Consider the following 18,616-nt stretch of genomic DNA (forward strand, 5'->3'; position numbering starts at 1 on the left):
GCTGCCCCACCTGCAAACTAGCTCAAGTGGGGAATTTTATTCCGGCTATAATGGGGAAAATTAAACCGGCGTTGACAAGGGGCTCAACTTTCTAAAAATAATTATGTTTACTAGTCATTCCTAATCAATGAACTTATAATAAAAAAAGAAGATCAATAGGACATCTGAATTTCATTTTCTTCTCATTCCAAGCCAGTTTTCAAAGCTTAATTTAAATCTAAAAGATGAAGAAACGATATTCTCAATAATAAGTCTGAAGGGAAGTTTCGTTTGAAAGTTAAATACCTACCAGTTATTTTCTGGGCCTTATGCATTCTTTTGGCCACTAACACTCACAGTTTCCAGTCATTATTATTCTCCAGAGAAATTGGATTAAACATTCGTCTATTTCCAAACCTTTCCGAACTATTTATAATCAATGACATTCATTTAGACAGTAAATCCTATGTATTCCAAAAAATTGGACATGTGATTTCGTTTGGTATCCTTTTCATATTACTTGCTAAAAGCATCTCCGCTAATCGAAAAGCTATAATTCTATGCAGTCTCTTTGCCTTTTTTACGGAATTACTCCAATTATTCTTTGAACGAAGTGGAAGATTCTCAGATGTATTGATCGATATGGCGGGCATATATATAGCCTATAGATTGAGTATCTATGTAAAAGAGCAAGGGGGATTGAATTCAGTATTTTGGGAGACGTTACAAAAAATAATTGGTGTCTTTGCGGATGATAAACGAAAGTAACTACTAACCGCAACTGTAAAAAATAGGTTTTTTAAAACCTTTCTAAACTCGCTTTATCTCGTTTGTGATAAATTGCTCTCTCTAGTTTAGCGTTTACAACTGGCCAAGTTCTCCCTCGTTTTTCTCCATTTATCGGACAACAAATCCGTCAGATTTGTGACAAAAAGAACCGTCAATTTCTGAACAAAATCAGGCGTCAATAACACCTGACTCCGGTACAATAATGACTAGTTAATTTTCTGGCTAAATATAAATAAGCTGCCACTGAAAACCTTTATGGTTTCTGGAGGCAGCTTGTTGGGGATGCAATTGTCATGAATAAACTGAGTTGTGTCTGACACAGTGGCGCGATTTCGAAAGGCAAGGCGACTCACTTAAGTCACCTTGCCTTTTATTTATAATTTTAAAAATGATTTTATAGTCTACATAGAATAACTTTTTCAGGTTTATCTTCCCTGTTCAATGAACCTTTTATATCATAAACAATTCCTTTATCGACCTGCAACAGCGACTCAACAAGTTTCCATCCTTCATCAATAAACTCTTGATGTGAAACTGCTAAAATTACGCAATTAGAATCTTTTATATCATTTACATTCTGTAAGTCTATATTGAATTCTCTTTTCACTTCTTCAATATTTGCATGAGGATCTGCTACGTTAACTCTGAACCCATATTCTTTTAATTCTTTTATTAGGTCAATTACTTTTGTATTTCTAATGTCAGAAACATTCTCTTTAAAAGTTAAGCCAAGTACTGTTATAACACTTTCTTTTATTTTCATGTCTTCTTCAATCATTTTTTTTACTATAGAGGTAGATATTAGTTTGCTTACATTGTCATTTACTCTTCTACCAGCTAAAATAACTTGAGGAATATATCCTGCTTTTTCTGCTTTATAAGTTAAATAATATGGATCTACTGCTATACAGTGACCACCTACTAAACCAGGTTTAAACTTCAAAAAATTCCACTTCGTTGAAGCTGCTTCTATTACATCATTAGTATCTATGTCAAGTATATCAAAAATAGTAGCTAGCTCATTCATTAGAGAAATATTCAAATCTCTTTGAGTATTCTCAATTACTTTGGCTGCCTCCGCAACTTTAATTGAAGTAGCTTTATAGACACCAGCTGTTATAATGCTTCCATATAAAGTAGCAATCTTTTCTAGCGTTTCATTATTCTGTCCTGATACTACTTTTACTATATTACTTATTTTATTTTTTTTATCACCTGGATTTATTCGTTCAGGAGAGTAACCTACAAAGAAGTCCTTACCATATATTAAAGAAGAAGATTCTAAAAGTACCGGAACGCATTCTTCTTCAGTAACCCCAGGATAAACAGTAGATTCATAAACTATAGTTGTTCCTATACTTAAGTTTTCACCAATTATTGCTGAGGCTTTTAATAAAGGATTTAAATCTGGTAACTTATCACTTGTTATAGGGGTCGGAACAGTTACAATGATGAAATTACACTCTTTTAAATACTTGGCATTTTCTGTAAATAAAATATTTTCATTTTTTAACTCTGAAGGGTTTATTTCATTAGTTCTATCTTTTCCTTTTTTTAGTTCATTTATTCTATTTTCACTTATATCAAAACCAATTACTTTGTATTTTTTTGCAAATTCTACCGCTAATGGTAATCCTACATATCCTAATCCAACAACAGCTATTTTTATATCCAATTTAAAACCATCTCCAATTTAGTTTTCTATCGTAATATTCTATATGTCTATACACCATATAGAATATCCTTTTTATTTTGAATCCATTTAAGTTACTCGGACTCTTTAATTTATAATGGGTAATTATAAAGTCATCATTAAAGGTTTTTAGTGATTTTACTTTCGTCTTTAAAGATTCGTCTAAAATATATAGAGGTAGGGATTTAGCAATAGTTTTATTTAACGCAATATTTTTTAAAAACTTTTCACTTGGCCATAATGTTTTATACATCATTGGTGATATATTATCTACTTTCCAGTTCTTATAATCTTGACTTCTCATCAAGTCTTTGGTGTAAAATTCAGGCCATACAAGAAATGTACTTTCTAAATCGGTAGAAGAATTTAATTTGTTTACAAACCTTGTAATGGACTCTTTTTTAAATAAAAATCTTTCAAAAGTAGAGAGTTTTTTAATATCTTTATTATAAATTTTTCTTGATAGTTTATTGCATTCCTCACAAAAGCAATATTCCTCTTCTAATGGAAACCTAACAAAATCAAAAAGAACTCCCTCTAAACATTCTTTATATTCAAGCAGAGTACTAATGACAAAATCGGTATGATCATTATTATTCGGACATGCGTATTGTTCATATCCTAAATCACAGTAGATTGGTTTATCTATTGTATTGTTCCCATCCATATCTATAACAGACCATTTTCTTTCTTCAAAAAATGGTGATCTGTTTTTTTTAGTTAATTCTCCCTCATAGCCTTCTGTTAGTGTACATATCCATCCAAATAACTTAATATCTTGTTTTTTTAAAAATAATTTAATCTCTTTTACCTCTTCTAAAGTCATCCATGAACCATTATAATCTTTAATTATTAACACAACAGTATCGATTCCCGCATTTTGTAGTTCTTTAATGAAACTTAATTCTTTCGCATTTTTTGCTTCTTCAGAATATAAAAGTAAACCTCGCATAAAAAAACCCCTAAAAAATATTTTTTGCCTCTTGCAAGAAAGAATTTTCGCTTGTAAAGGTAGTGATACTAAAATTCTTATTGTTTAAATCATTCAAAATTCCCGCTAAACTAACGGGATTTTCCCCTTCATAAAAAAGGATTTGTTTCAATTCATTTAACTCTCCTACTATAGATGGGTTATCACTAGAAATTATTAACATGTTATTTTCCCAATAGTCATATATTTTATTTGGAATCGTAAAGTCTGTAACTTCATTTCTTGCATGTGGGATAATCCCTATTTGATATTCTGCAAGTAAATTTTTATAATTTAAGTTTTTTACAGGCGCGTTAAAATTAATTTCGATATTTTTTAAAAAACTGGCTTTTTCTTTAATCTCTTTAACGTATTGACTTTTGTCATGATTAAAAACGTAGCAGTCTACAATGATTTTATTTGTTAAATATGAATCTGTACTTAATATGGTTTCAAAGTCTCTAATCCCTTTATCTATTGTGCCAGTATACAGTATTTTGATTTCACTCCCAATATACACACTTTCTTTTATTATTTGTTTATGAAAAAAAGGTGCATTAGAAACTATATATGTATTTTCTCTATCTAGATTGTGTCTCTTAAGAAAATGTGTTTTAGCAGCATGACAAACAAACATGACTTTTCCTGCATTTGTTATCACAAACTTTTCTACTTTTTTGGTGTTAATTATAAAATTATATAATTTCTTCGAGATACTATTAGTTTGATTGGCCACAGAAAGCAAATCATCTGCTATATCCACATAAACATTATCTTTCTTTTTCGACAGCTTTAAGACCACGTAAGAAATATATGCATCTCTTGAATATATAAATTCATATTCTTCCCTAAAGATTTTTTTATATATTAAGAAACGATATGGATCAAATATAATTTGAGTTGGTATATAGTCCTTTTTATAAATAACTATAACTTTCAAGTTATTAATTTTATTTAATCTTTCTTGATACGTACTAGTATATTTTTTATCAGTAACTATTGTGATTGCATAATTTTTACTAGAAAATACTTCTGCAAATTTTACAATTCTTATATCAATAGCAGGTACTACCATTAGTATTTTTTTCATTTTACTCCCTTTCTTTAGATATGCTTTTCTCTATTTTCTCTAGATGATTGTTCCAATTAAACTTTTCAGAAAAATTTAAAGCATTTAAAGAATATTCAGCATAAATTTCATCACTACAAGTAATCTTGTTGATAGCGTTAGAGAGAGAGTTTGAATTATTGTTAATTAACTCCCCATTATAAAGGGGTTTAATTATTTCATTTGAGGCAACTTTATAACCGAAAGAGGCATCTAATGCTATGCATGGTTTACCTGTAGCCATTGCTTCTAAATAAACATGTCCGAATCCTTCATAAGTAGATGGCAAAACAAAAATATCAGCATTTTTCAAAAAAACTTCCACTTTATTACTAAAGCCTTCAAATTTCACTTTTTTTTGTATCTTTAACTCATCTACCATATTAACTAATTTTTTTTTGTTAGGGCCATCGCCTACGATAGTAAGAAATAGGTTTGGATTTTCCGATATAGCTTTTAAAATTAATTCGATATTTTTTTCTTTCGAAAGTCTACATACTGTTACAAGATCTATTTGCTTTCTGTTTATTTCTTTTAAACTATAGGTAAATCTATCTCTATTGATGCCGGGATAACTCACTATTACTTCATTCTTTAGAACTTCTTTATAATTTTTTAATACTTCATTTTTCATGTTGTTACTTAAGGTAAAAACATTCGAATGCTTCACGAGCTTTTTCTCCGCATATTTAAAAAACAGTATTCTTAACGATAAATATATTTTTCGAATAAAACTCGCATCTTTTAATGCTGTTGCCATATAGTCCGGTAAAATGGTAGCAATAACGAAAGCAATTTTTTTATTAAAGTAAACCAAGGGATAAAAGACAGGGTGCCTTACTAATAATATATCTGAATTTAATTTATTTTTATTTAAGTAAAAATATACTAATACTATAATTGATGTGATTAAATCGAATCTTAGTAAAATTCCCCCTAACTTTGTTGGTATTTTAAAATACTCAAAGATAGAGATAATTCCATCCTCATCATTATTTTCTTTGATGAAACATATAACCTTAACATTGTGATCTGTATATTTTATTAAGTTATTAATATAATTATCAATTCCGCCTTGATGAGGTAAAAACGTTGTGTTAAATACAAGGAACTTAGTCACTTTTACACTCCTTTAGTTAATATAGTATCCTTTTTTAAATAGCTTTATGACATATCTAAAATCCCAACAAAAAATAGGTTTATCTTTTTTCTTCTCAAAAATGTAGAATGCCATACTTAATAACGGAAACCAAGATAGTAATATGAAAATTTTTTCTCCCTCAAAACATAAAAATTTGTAATTTAAAATCACGGTTTTCTTTAAAGACTCTTTTTTTATTTCAGCAAAATCGAGATCATTTTTAAATATTTTTAGTAATGATAACAATAAAAAACCATTCCATCCTGGTGTTGGCACGTTGTCTTCCCATACTGATTTTACATTAATTTTCCTATAATTATCTTTAGTATAATATCCTTTATAATTCTTTACTCCTCCGTTCTTATTTTGATGTTTCAATACATTTTCAGCTAACTCTTTTATATTAAGGCCTTTCCCAGGTTGATAGGATTGAAACCTCCATAAGTAATCAAGGATTATTCCACTACCTGAGATAAAAACAGGAAACTGTTCATCATATACTTCAGTATTAGATACTTTTTTACCATGGATAAAATACATATTTTTATATAAAGAGTCTTCAATAGATGCGTTAACTTTATTTAAAAGGTTTATTACAATTACTTTTTTGCTTTCCGGAATTTTTCCTTCTTTATGTATTATATATTCTACTAATCCTCTTCCAATAATTGCAGAATATATTGTAATCTGAATATCTTTACGCAAATTGGAATATGGTATGAATTCAGAAACAATATGTTTATCTAAAAAGTCAATTATAGAAAAAGCATAGTAATCCATATTTTTATCAAATATTAATTCATAAAGAACTATAAACTCTAGAATAATGGCATTCATATTTAACACGAAATGATTGTTATCGTGAGTGTAAAAATCTAACAAATCAAATTTAAATGATTTTTCTTCTTCTGAGAAAAGTTTTTCTGTTAGATATTCCATATTTCTATTAATAGTTGCTTTAATAGACCCTTGGAACTCTTCTGTAACTTCACTATCTATATTAATTAAAACTTTTGCTAATGCGATTGAAGCTAAGCCATTATGAATCAAAGAAGAAAATCTATCATCTTCATGACCAGCATTCTTATAACTACCTATTTCTGTTAAATTTCCCAGTTGCACTTCAACTGCTTTAATTAAATCTTTTAAATTTTCTTCAGTTTTCATGCCCATATAAATTTCTAAAAGTGATTCTATCATTGGACCTTGTAACCAAGGAGTGTCATGTAAGTTTGACACTCTTTTTAAGTTACCTCGATGTACAATCATACTTTTATAAGAACCATTACTTTCCCAACTCTTCAAATAGTTATATAAATTGTTTACTTTTTTTTGCATTTTTTCTCCTTATCTTTCTACTAATTTTTATCACGAAAATCAATGGAATAATTTCAAAAAGAATTCCGCTCATAGCACCTAAAAACTCACCGACCAGTACTTTATTAACTAAACCTACTAACAGTACTAAATAAATCGGAAGATAATCGTTTTCTTTTTTTATTAGAACATCTAAAAACTTCAAAGCACACCCAAAAATAAAACCTACTATTAATACACCAAAATAACCGAAATTAATATATCCTTCACCTATTAAGGATATTGTAAAGCTTGTGTTATATTCTCCACCTATTGTATATACTCCTGGAGATATTACATTTGAAACTATAGGTCCAGATCCGTATGGCTTAGAAGGGAATATACTACTGGGAATCGGAAATGTTAATAAAGAGAAGAATGTTTTTCCAAGTACGAAGGTATTTATTTCTGAATATCTTTCCAGTAAAATCGCTAGATATTCTGAAACACCTAATGTCATTTTTGCTTTTTCTACAAAATCTATCAGATCAAATTTATAACTAAATCTCTCTAATCCACTTCCCGCAATATATTCCCTTAATACACCTAAAAGCAGGTACAGTGGAACAAGCAGACCTGTAGCTATCACTACATTTTTTATTGAGCTTTTATTTCTAATTGAATATAAGAGTATAAGAGTCACAATTAAAATTAAGCTCCGGCCTCTAAATCCAAGGGAAATGTACATGAGATTGGATATTACAAAACTCAATAAAAAAAGAATCAAGATTAATTTATTCTTATTCACAAGATATTTATCTAAATAATAAACACTTAATGGCGCAAAAAGCGTTAATCCCCATTGGTAGTATCCCTTACCTTGAGTAAGGAAAATTCTATTTGACATGTTTTCGATATAAAATAAGTAACCGCTACTAAAAAAGTTGTAAAAACTGATTATAAAAATTATAAGAAAAAAGTTAAAAATTAATATATCGATTAACAAATAATTATTTTCACCTTCAAATATTTGTTTTTCCCGATTTATCAACTTTTTATTTATTACTGTGCCTTCTAATAGCTTGTACCCTACAATAACTGAAATAAAAAATATAAAAATAGTTAAATGTAATCTAAAAAACAAAGAGTCGGGATTATCTACCATATATACAGTGAAAGATTCTGTAAACAAAATTAGAAAAGGCATTACTAGAAAATAAAGCAGAAAATTTATAGTGAATAAACTTAATGGATTAACCCAGTTTAATTTTGATTTTTTTAAAACATAAAAAAGGAAATATGAAACGGTAATTACTGATAAAAAGTAAAGTAAAATAATCATTTTATACCCACTTTAATATTATTCGACATTTTTATTAATAATAAAGAAAGAAACACGAAGGTAAGTAATTTCGAAATTAATGCTCCATCAATCCCCCACATATAAACAAAAGTTAGCAATGATACAACAGACCATCCTAAGATAGGAAGATATATTTTTATAAAGAGGTTTTTCATTGTAGTTAGATTTATTAGTAAAGACTGATAAGGTCTTACTATATTAAATATTGAAACGGCAACTATTAGAATCAAAGATATTCTATACACTTCATCAGTATTAGTGTTAAAAATCATTTCGATGGCAATTTTTCCTAGTATAAGGAACGCTAATACTTGAATGACATTAACTATTAAGTTTGCTTTTAATGACTTTTTAAGTAATGCTCCATTGCTAACCTCTTTATCGAAGAATAAAACTAAAGCTTTTTGGAAAAATTGAGGTATTATTTGAAAGTAATTAGAAATACTTAAAGCAAGGGTATAATATCCTATTTGCAATGGTGATAAAAACAAGAATAGAATGAAAGTATCGATACGATACATGGCATTTAACGAGGATTTTATTAAATGATCCCATATTGAAAAATCTTTTAATTCTAAGAACATCCCTTTAACATCAACTAAAGTTATTGAGATATCTTTTTTTGCAAATCTCTTTTTACTATCGTAGAGCCAATAAATTAAAGGAACAAAATAACTTAAGAAATATATTAACAAAAATATATTGAGTGAGGGTTTTAAATAAATTACCCCTAAAAGCAAAGTAAAAAATATTTTAAATGCTATTCCCTGTATAACTACAATTTTTTGTTGGTATGTAACATAATAAAATTCGTATATACTTTGTTGATATATTTTTATAAGTTGGATTAAAGAAATCACCAAAAAAATTAATGCTAGTTCATTTCCTTTCTCCATAAAAAAATAAGTGCTGATTATGATAATTAAAAGTAACAAAACAATGAAGCGAAAAATCCAAAATAAGGAAAAAACTTGGTAGTACATCGCAAGATTTTTTTGGATTTTATTTATTTCTTTTAACAAATATGTTTCAGGTGAAAAAGCTAAGTACGCTATAAAAACAAATACTCCTGTAGCTATCCCTATTTTGCCAACAACTTCTGTACCAAAAAGATTTGTAACTACTACCAAAACCAACATTTCAAAAATAGTTTTAAATAATAAGTCTATAGATGAAAGAGTAGTAAGATTGAGTATTTTTTTTTCATTCATTATTTACCTCTTTTATTATTTATTCCACACTTTTTTATTTATATATTCAGTATATGAGAGTATAATTCTCAAAACTTTTTCTGAAACATTCGGCATACTATAATCTTGTACTTTTCTTAAAGTATTCTCACTTTGTGTTTGTAAAACTTCTAGACCCTGCAGTATTCTCAATTTCTCTAATCCAACCATCATAACTGCAGCTTCTTCCATCGCTTCTGGACGTTCATGTGCCTCCCTAATGTTAAGGGCCTTAAATCCAAGAATAGAAGATTCTTCACTTATTGTTCCACTGTCACTAAGAACAGCTTTCGCCTTCATTTGAAGTTTTACATAATCATTGAACCCAAGGGGTTTCATCGTTTTGATCAATGAATTAAATTTAATTCCTGTAGAATTAATCATTTTCTGAGTTCTAGGATGAGTACTAATAATTATAGGCATACCATATTGATCTGCAATCGCATTTAGACTCTCACACAAATCCATAAAGTTCTTTTTGGAACTGATATTTTCTTCTCGATGAGCAGATACTATAAAATAATTATCTTCTTTAAGATTCAATTTCTCGATTATATTCGATTTCTCAATATCTTTTTTTCTTGTATAAAGAACTTCAAACATAGGACTCCCTGTTTTAATAATTCGGTCTGCCGGCAAACCTTCTCTTAAGAGATATTCTCTGGCAATATCACTGTACGTTAAGTTAATATCAGCTGTGTGATCCACAATTTTACGATTCGTTTCTTCAGGAACACGTTGATCGAAGCATCTGTTTCCAGCTTCCATATGGAAGATTGGAATCTGTCTTCTCTTTGCGGCAATTGCACACAGACAGCTGTTTGTGTCACCAAGTACTAACAACGCTTCAGGTTTGACTTCTTCTAAAATCGGATCAATTTTCACAAGAATGTTACCGATTGTTTCAACAGCCGTTCCGTTCGCTGCATTTAAGAAATAATCCGGTTTTCTTAAGTTAAAATCCTCGAAGAAAACTTCATTCAATTCATAATCATAATTTTGTCCCGTATGTACAAGAATATGTTCAATTGCATTTGACTCTTCCAATTTATTAATAACTGCTGAAAGCCTGATGATTTCTGGCCTAGTACCTACAACAGTCATTACCTTTAACTTTTTCATCCTTATACCTCCAAATAATGAGTGTCTGGCTTTTTGAGATCAAAGCTTTCATTTACCCACATAACTGTGACCAAATCTGTTTCTCCTACATTTACGATTGAATGTGTATAGCCTGTCGGAATATCTAAGACCTGGAGTTTGTCGCCATTTACGTAGTATTCGATAATCTCTTCTGATTCAATATTTCTGAATCTTATTAAACCGTTGCCACTTACCACTAGGAACTTTTCATTTTTAGTATGATGCCAATGATTCCCTTTAGTAATACCGGGCTTAGATATATTAACCGATACCTGGCCACGGTCTGGTGTGCGGAGGAACTCAGTAAAGGAACCGCGATTATCAACATTCATCTTTAAATCATAAGAGAATTTATCTTCAGGCAAGAAACTTAAATATGTACTGTACAACTTCTTCGTTAAGTCATCGCTCATTTTTGGAACAGCCAGAGAGGTTCTGCTTTCTTTAAAGCTTCGAATGCGGTCAGCTAAATCGCCTAACTTAATCTTATGAGTAACTGGTACAACGCCAAATGTTCGATTGATGGTTGGATTTCCTTCCAAAGCTCTCAGAAACTCTACCATGACATCATCAATGTAAGCCAACTCCAGAACAGCTGCAGGATTGTTTACTTGGATATCTATATCTCTCGAGACATTATGACAGAACGTAGCAACTACTGTATTGTAATTTGGTTTGCTCCATTTACCAAACAAATTTGGCAGCCTGTATACAAATACCTTTGCACCTGTTTCTTTTGAATAGGCAAATAATTCATCTTCCCCAGCTTTTTTGCTCAAGCCATACGGATTATCTTTTTCCGCTTGAATTGAAGAAGTGATTAATACGGGAGCTTTATTTTTATTTTTCATTAGAAACTGGAGAAGCTGAGAAGTTAAGCCTTGATTCCCTTCCATAAATTCACTTTCATTTTGAGGACGGTTAACGCCTGCTAGATGAAATACAAAATCACAATTTGTAGTGAATTTTTCAAGGTCTTCTAAAGAGTTATCTCTATTATATAGATATAACTCCTCATGCCCATGATTTCTTAATTCTGCCACCAAATTCTTACCGACAAATCCGTTCGCACCTGTCACTAAAATTTTCGTCATTGAGTAACACCCATTTTTGCCAGTTCTTCCTTAACAACATCTAGTGTGAGTAGTAATTCTTTAATTTCCTGCATTGATAAACGATGCGTGTTGTGAGAGTTGTACTCCCATCCTTCTGAAATCTCTTCTTCGCCTTCAGTGAAGTACTTATTGTAGTTCAAGTCACGGTTATCAGCCGGTATGCGATAATAGCCGCCCATATCCGTAGCTACAGCCATTTCTTCTCGCGTGAGAAGAGTTTCATATAGTTTTTCACCATGGCGAGTACCGATAACTTCAATCGGGTTATCGACTTTAAATAGTTCTTTTAGTGCCTGAGCGAGTTCTCCAATCGTGGAAGCTGGAGCTTTTTGAACAAAGATGTCACCTTGATTCGAGTTTAAGAAAGCAAAGAGGACTAGTTCAACTGCATCCTCCAACGACATTAGATACCTTGTCATTTCTGGATCTGTAATTGTTAATGGTTTGTCGGCTTTAATCTGATCAATGAAAAGAGGAATAACTGATCCTCGTGAAGCCATAACATTACCATAACGTGTACCACTAATATTGGTATCGTCAACACTTACAGTTCTCGATTTTGCGACAGTAACTTTCTCCATCATCGCTTTTGAAATCCCCATAGCATTTATTGGATAAACAGCTTTATCGGTTGAAAGACATATAACTTTTTTTACATTATTTTGTATTGCAGCATTTAGTACATTTTCAGTTCCCAGTACGTTCGTTTTAACTGCTTCCATAGGGAAGAATTCACATGAGGGAACCTGTTTTAGGGCAGCGGCGTGGAAAACATAATCTACATTGTTCATTGCTACATTAATACTGTTGATATCTCTTACATCACCAATATAATATTTGACTTTAGGATTATTTAGTCTCTTTCTAATATCTTCTTGCTTTTTTTCATCTCTCGAAAATAAGCGAATTTCTTTTATATCTGTATCTAAAAATCTGGTTAATACAGCATTTCCGAATGATCCTGTCCCGCCAGTTATTAATAAGGTCTTATCTTTAAACAATGAAATTAACCCCCAGGTCTTATGTAATTGAAGAAATATGATCTTCAATTAAATCGACTGATTTTTTTACATTATAATTTTCTTTCATATACCTTGATCCATTTAACCCCATTTTTTTTAAATCTTTAGGATTATTAATCATATAAGATAATTTGTTATTAAAATCATTTAAGTCTCCTGCTAAAGCTGTTTTACCGCTTTTTGAATTAATAATCATATCACCAAAATCAGTGTTCTGATCAATAGCTGCTAATACAGGAAGTTGCTTCTCGAAATATGACAATACTCTAGAAGGGAAGTTGGGTATAGTGAATCGTTTATCAAGAAAAACTAAACCAATGTCAGCTTCCAACAACATACTTTCATATTCATCACGAGGAAGTGAATCTAAGAGTAATACATTTTTTAAATCTTTTTTTGAAATATAGTCATTAATTTTTTCTTTTTCTGTTCCCCGACCAACCAACAAAAAGAAGATATCTGTCGAACTTTTATGTGAGCCAAGTATCTCACAAAGAAAATCAATACCTTGAGGCTTCCCCATGTTCCCCCCGTATACAGCCAGTTTTGCTGATAAAGGGATGTGGTACTTATCTCTAAAATTCAAAGCCGGTGTTTCAAAATGTTCATTAATTTTTTTTGTATTAGGGAAAATCCTTATTTTATCTGAACTAATATCTTTATTTTGTTTTAGTAGATATGCTTTGTTTGCCTCTGACATGACTCCTATCACAGAAGCAGTACTGTACAAATCTCTTTCCTTAGATTTGAAATAATAATAAGCAGGATGTTTCTTTGAAAGAATTCCTATGTCCAATGCATTCTGCGGAAAAATATCTTTTAGCATTAAATACGAGGGGCAATCATAATATTTCATTGCCCACTTCACAATTGAAGCGATGGTTACTGGGGGAGACTCAAATAATATCAAATCATATTCTTTATGATTCAAATGGTCTTTTATAGCTTTTTTCATCTGGTATTGCATTAGAAAAATGGTTATCCCCTTTTCCAAAATACCAACGTCATAGAGGTTTCCTGTAACTACTCGGAGAACTTTCATACCTCTTTCAATTGATATAGAAGTTTCATTAGTTTTCTTCTTCTCTTCTGAGACTACAACGGTTACCTGATGATTTTGATTAGTGAGTTCTTCTGCTAAATCTGTATAGATTGTAGAACTTTCCTGAGCTTTTGGAAAAGACGTAGAAATATAAAGTATTTTCATTTTTAAACCCTCATCTTTATATCGGCTGCCACTTTAATTGTATCCACAACTCTTTTTACATCGACCGAATTTAAAGTTGAATAAAGTGGCAAAGAAAGAATTTCATTAAACCATGATTCGGTGTTATTTAGCTCAACATTATTTTTGTACGAGCTATAGGCTGTCATCATATGAACAGGTATAAAGTGCACACTGGTTCCAATTTTATGTTCTGCTAAATATTCAATTAACTGATCTCTAGTTAAACTGAATTCATTTGTAACCCTTACAATAAGTAGGTGCCATGCATGTTTGGTAGTATGGGAATTCACTCGTTGAAGCTCTAAACCTTTAATTTGAGACAGTTCTTCGATATAAGTTTTTACAAGTTTTTCCCGCTTATTTTGCATAATATTTAATCGATCTAATTGAACTAACCCAAGTGCTGCTTGCAAATCAAACATATTATATTTATAACCCGGCTCTTCAATATCATACATCCACGAACCGCCTTTGCCATAACGATTCCAAGCATTTTTACTCATACCATGGGTTATGAGTACTCTTGCGCGATCTGCAATCTCTTTACTATCTGTAACGAGCATGCCACCTTCACCGGTAGCAAGGTTTTTAGTAGCATAAAAACTATAAGAAACCGCTCCCTGAGGTTTATGACCTATGCGATTCCCTTTATATTCTGTATAGATTGCGTGCGCTGCATCCTCTGAGACAAATAAGCCGTGCTTATTTGCTATTTCATAAATTTTATCTAAGTCACATGCTTGACCAGCGTAATGGACGGGTACAATAGCTTTTGTATTGGCATTAACCTTTTCTTCAATTTTATTTGCGTCGATTAAGCCTGTTTCAGGATCAATATCAACAAAAACCGGAGTTGCTCCAACATGCAAAATTGTATTGACTGAAGCAGCAAATGTCATAGAAGTTGTAATAACTTCATCACCAGGTCCTACACCGGCTGCAATAAGAGCTATATGAAGTGCGGCTGTACACGAATTCATCGCTACAGCATATTTTGCCCCGACGTATTCTGCAAACTTCTCTTCAAACTCAATTGTTTTCGGTCCTTTTGCCAACCAACCTGACTCTAATGTATCTACCACTTCTTTTATTTCAGCCTCTGTAATATCCGGTAAGTAGTAAGGTATAAATTTTTCAGTCATAAAGTTATCCCCTTCTTGGCCAATAATGATATATTGACGTTTTAGAAATTAAGTTAAAACCCTTTTTTTGATAAAAATTAATTGCTTGCAGATTATCTATTTGAGTACCTACATAAATTTTTTCAAGTTTTTCCTCAAGGCAATAATAATGGAGAGATTTTAATAATTTTGTTCCAATACCTTTACCCTGAGCTTTCTCATTAAGTGAAATTAATTCAATAACCACATTTTTATTCTCTTTGATGGAGAACAATAAAAAACCAAGTGTTTCTTCATCTTCTTTAGCAACTACAAAAAATTTATCAGGATTATTGAATGAGTTATTAACCCAATTAAAATAGATTTTCCCACTAAAACTTGGGTCAAGATTTGGATCGTTAAAAAATCTCGAGTAATTAAAAGATTTATTACTTATTTCTGAAATTGCTTTATTAACTTGAAAATTGTTTTTTGCACAATAATAAAGTTCAGCATTGTTTAAGCTAACTTCCATTTCGAACTGAATATTTATATCTACTAAAAAAGCATCACTATGAGAACCTATTAAGACGTTATTTGCCGGATGATTATTTGTGTTATTTATCACAACGAATTCATAATCTTGAGTGGACGCAACCAATTCTTCAAACTCTATTTTGTTTAATGGATTATATATAGTAATTTTCGCTGTTTTAACTCCAAAGTAATTTGTATCCCACGCTAATTCCTCAAATTCAAAATTCATTTTTAACATCCTCTTTAGTAGTGAAAACATTTTTCCTGAAAATTACAGTCTGTATAGTTTTTAAAATGATTTTTACATCGAACAAAATTGATACGTTACGTGAGTAAAATACATCGTTCTTTTTTCTTTCCGACCAATCAATAGAATTCCTAAAATATGCTTGGTTATAACCTGTTACTCCTGGTAAAACCGAAAGTTTTTCTTTTTCTTCTTCTGTATATTGATTAATATGCTCAGGAAGGTCGGGTCTTGGACCAACTATACTCATACTCCCTAAAAAAACATTGATTATTTGTGGTAACTCATCAATACTTGTTTTCCTAAAAAAACTTCCTGATTTTAAGAGGCGGGAATCGTTTTCTGCACTAAATGTTGACCCATCTTCATTCCTTAGATCAGGAGCATTTACTTTCATAGTCCTAAATTTAAACATTCGATAAGTGGCTCCGTTTTTACCTAACCGTTCGGCATTATAAAAGATAGGTCCCTTATCTTCCAACTTTATAATTATTCCTACACACAAAATTACTAATAATAAAAATGGCATGAAGATTAGAGAAATAAAAAAATCAGATATCCTTTTGATGTAATTTTTGTACACATTACTTCATTCCATTCGCATAAAATTTACTTTGCCATTGGTACTAATTCGGCAGAAACATTCTTCCTATTAGCCAACCCAATTAGCACTTCCTTAACTTCCTCATTACTCATCTCATGCAACTTCTCCATCAACAACGTCAACTCAAGCTCCGCAGCCGGATTTGCCCTACCGACATAAATCTTCGGAAACACCATCTCGCTCTGAATCTCGTCTTCATTCAAAAGCTCTTCAAATAGTTTTTCACCAGGACGAATCCCCGTTTCTTTGATTGGTATATCCAACTCCGTATATCCGGATAATCGAATTAAGTTGCGAGCAAGATCAACAATCTTAACAGGTTCACCCATATCCAGAACGAAAACTTCTCCGCCTTCTGCTAAGGTGCCCGCTTGAATCACTAAGCGAGAAGCTTCTGGAATCGTCATGAAATAACGTGTCATTTTGCTGTCGGTGATTGTAACAGGACCGCCAGCTGCAATCTGTTTCTTGAACAAAGGAATAACACTCCCCCGGGATCCAAGTACATTACCAAATCGAACTGCCGCGAACTTCGTATCGCTGCGCTTCGCCAGATTCTGTACAAGCATTTCAGCAAAACGTTTTGTTGCTCCCATGACATTCGGTGGGTTAACGGCTTTGTCAGTTGAAACCATTACGAAGTTTTTCACTCCACTGATATGTGCAGCATCTGCAACATTCTTCGTTCCGAAGATATTGTTCTTGACCGCTTCCATCGGGTTTCCTTCCATTAAAGGAACATGTTTATGTGCAGCCGCATGATACACTACATCCGGCTTATATTGCTCCATAACGTTAAATATTCGGTCTCTATCCTGTACATCCGCGATAATCGGAATAATCTCAGTGTCAGGTGTTAGACTTTTCCTCAACTCCATATCAATCAAGTAAATCGAGTTTTCGCCATGTCCCAGAAGAAGAAGCTTCTTTGGACCAAAACGCATAATCTGTCTGGAAATTTCAGAACCAATCGAACCGCCAGCTCCAGTTACGAGAATCGTTTTACCAGTCAATTGATTGGCAATTTTATTCATATCAAGCTGGACTTCATCTCGCCCGAGAAGATCTTCAATTTTTACATCGTGCATATCCGTTACAGAGACTTTGCCAGTCATAATGTCTTCAATCATTGGAATTGTCTGTGTGTGGATGCCTGTATCGACGCAGCGTTTCATGAGTTCTGCACTTTCCTGTCTGCTCATAGATGGAATCGCTACGATGATCCGTTCGATTTCATTGTCTTTAATAATTTCTTCGATTGAATCGGTTCCTGAGTTCGCTACTCGGATACCATGGATCTCGTAACCATGCTTTTTCACATCATCATCCAGGTAAAGGACAGGAACAAGACCATTTTCAGGATTTGTCAAAAGTTGCCTTGCTACCATCTGGCCAGCCTGACCGGCTCCGATTATCATGGTCGGTTTTAAATCGCCTGTTTTCACCCGGAACTTAGAGTCCCTGAAAATCCGCCAGGACAATCGTGATCCACCAATCAATAAAAGATGCAGCATCCATGTAATCGCAAGTGCCCGCCAAAGCACATCTCCTCTATAAATAAACTGGACTACGCCCACTGCTAGAATTGAAAAGCCTACTGCTTTAAAAATCAGCTTTAATTCACCGATTGAAGCGTATTCCCAAACTTTACGGTAAAGGCCAAAATAAGTGGCAAATGCATGATGGGCTGTGAAGATAGTAATGGCACTGGCAATCAGGTAGTTGCTTTCGAAGGGGTTCACCCACGGGTGGAGGAGGAAATAGCCAATAAATATAGAAAAAAAGACAATTAATGAGTCCACCACAGCGAGTAATGAAGTTCGATTTTTCAATGTCATACAATCGCTCTTTTCTGTTATGAAATAATATTTTTTTGCATAAACAGTTTATATCTTACAAAAACTTAGTTTATCGTAACACGACTTTTCTCCTAAGTCACTGTCGAATTAGGTCGATTGTGTTGGAAAATCCTAAAATGAGCTGAAAAAGCCAGACATTTTCAGCCCACAATAAAAAATCCACAGAATATAGTCATAAAGACTATTATTTTAT

16 protein-coding genes are annotated in these 18,616 nt (G+C 31.9%); 1 reads left to right on the plus strand and 15 read right to left on the minus strand.

The genetic code is table 11. The features are described 5' to 3' along the window. The first annotated feature begins 270 nt into the window (after nucleotides 1-270). A complete protein-coding gene (locus DP120_RS00005) occupies nucleotides 271-747 on the plus strand; it encodes a VanZ family protein (protein WP_112221142.1) in 477 nt (158 codons plus the stop codon). A 415-nt stretch (nucleotides 748-1,162) separates the two neighbouring features. Here DP120_RS00005 and DP120_RS00010 read toward each other — a convergent pair whose 3' ends face one another. From DP120_RS00010 to DP120_RS00080, 15 genes are read right to left on the minus strand one after another with little or no spacing between them, the layout of a single operon-like run. Further along, a complete protein-coding gene (locus DP120_RS00010) occupies nucleotides 1,163-2,443 on the minus strand; it encodes a nucleotide sugar dehydrogenase (RefSeq protein ID WP_112221143.1) in 1,281 nt (426 codons plus the stop codon). 1 nt (nucleotide 2,444) lies between these two features. Continuing rightward, nucleotides 2,445-3,413: a hypothetical protein gene (locus DP120_RS00015; RefSeq protein WP_112221144.1), complete on the minus strand. Its 969-nt coding sequence runs from the start codon at nucleotides 3,411-3,413 to the stop codon at nucleotides 2,445-2,447. A 10-nt stretch (nucleotides 3,414-3,423) separates the two neighbouring features. Then, complete coding sequence (locus tag DP120_RS00020) at nucleotides 3,424-4,521, minus strand: glycosyltransferase family protein (RefSeq protein WP_112221145.1); 1,098 nt, start codon at nucleotides 4,519-4,521, stop codon at nucleotides 3,424-3,426. A gap of 1 nt (nucleotide 4,522) precedes the next feature. Beyond that, on the minus strand, nucleotides 4,523-5,659 hold the full coding sequence (locus tag DP120_RS00025; protein ID WP_112221146.1) for a glycosyltransferase family 4 protein: 1,137 nt from the start codon (nucleotides 5,657-5,659) through the stop codon (nucleotides 4,523-4,525). Nucleotides 5,660-5,671: 12 nt separating this feature from the next. Beyond that, the gene (locus DP120_RS00030) at nucleotides 5,672-7,018 is read right to left on the minus strand and encodes a hypothetical protein (protein WP_112221147.1); all 1,347 of its coding nucleotides are present in this window, start codon (nucleotides 7,016-7,018) and stop codon (nucleotides 5,672-5,674) included. Further along, nucleotides 6,990-8,318 carry an O-antigen polymerase gene (locus DP120_RS00035; RefSeq protein ID WP_112221148.1) on the minus strand — a complete coding sequence of 443 codons (1,329 nt, stop codon included), beginning with the start codon at nucleotides 8,316-8,318 and terminating at the stop codon, nucleotides 6,990-6,992. Before DP120_RS00035 ends, DP120_RS00030 begins: the two co-directional genes overlap by 29 nt. After that, a complete protein-coding gene (locus DP120_RS00040) occupies nucleotides 8,315-9,550 on the minus strand; it encodes an MATE family efflux transporter (RefSeq protein ID WP_112221149.1) in 1,236 nt (411 codons plus the stop codon). The genes DP120_RS00035 and DP120_RS00040 overlap by 4 nt, the downstream gene beginning before the upstream one ends. Before the next feature lie 15 nt (nucleotides 9,551-9,565). Continuing rightward, the gene (gene wecB, locus DP120_RS00045; protein WP_112221150.1) at nucleotides 9,566-10,690 is read right to left on the minus strand and encodes a non-hydrolyzing UDP-N-acetylglucosamine 2-epimerase; all 1,125 of its coding nucleotides are present in this window, start codon (nucleotides 10,688-10,690) and stop codon (nucleotides 9,566-9,568) included. A 2-nt stretch (nucleotides 10,691-10,692) separates the two neighbouring features. Beyond that, nucleotides 10,693-11,805 (minus strand): polysaccharide biosynthesis C-terminal domain-containing protein, encoded by a 1,113-nt coding sequence (locus DP120_RS00050; protein ID WP_112221151.1) that lies wholly within the window; start codon nucleotides 11,803-11,805, stop codon nucleotides 10,693-10,695. Next, complete coding sequence (locus DP120_RS00055; RefSeq protein WP_112221152.1) at nucleotides 11,802-12,827, minus strand: nucleoside-diphosphate sugar epimerase/dehydratase; 1,026 nt, start codon at nucleotides 12,825-12,827, stop codon at nucleotides 11,802-11,804. Before DP120_RS00055 ends, DP120_RS00050 begins: the two co-directional genes overlap by 4 nt. 19 nt (nucleotides 12,828-12,846) lie before the next feature. After that, a complete protein-coding gene (locus tag DP120_RS00060) occupies nucleotides 12,847-14,055 on the minus strand; it encodes a glycosyltransferase family 4 protein (RefSeq protein WP_112221153.1) in 1,209 nt (402 codons plus the stop codon). Between the two features lie 2 nt (nucleotides 14,056-14,057). Further along, entirely contained in the window at nucleotides 14,058-15,218 is a 1,161-nt protein-coding gene (locus tag DP120_RS00065; RefSeq protein WP_112221154.1) for a DegT/DnrJ/EryC1/StrS family aminotransferase, read from the minus strand. A 4-nt stretch (nucleotides 15,219-15,222) separates the two neighbouring features. Then, nucleotides 15,223-15,942, minus strand: a complete 720-nt coding sequence (locus tag DP120_RS00070) for a GNAT family N-acetyltransferase (RefSeq protein WP_165843677.1) — start codon at nucleotides 15,940-15,942, stop codon at nucleotides 15,223-15,225. Continuing rightward, on the minus strand, nucleotides 15,932-16,543 hold the full coding sequence (locus tag DP120_RS00075) for a sugar transferase (protein ID WP_112221156.1): 612 nt from the start codon (nucleotides 16,541-16,543) through the stop codon (nucleotides 15,932-15,934). The genes DP120_RS00070 and DP120_RS00075 overlap by 11 nt, the downstream gene beginning before the upstream one ends. Nucleotides 16,544-16,569: 26 nt before the next feature. Next, a complete protein-coding gene (locus tag DP120_RS00080) occupies nucleotides 16,570-18,402 on the minus strand; it encodes a polysaccharide biosynthesis protein (RefSeq protein WP_112221157.1) in 1,833 nt (610 codons plus the stop codon). Nucleotides 18,403-18,616 lie beyond the last annotated feature (214 nt).

The sequence above is a fragment of the Planococcus halotolerans genome (genome assembly GCF_003289955.1).
Lineage (GTDB): Bacteria > Bacillota > Bacilli > Bacillales_A > Planococcaceae > Planococcus > Planococcus halotolerans.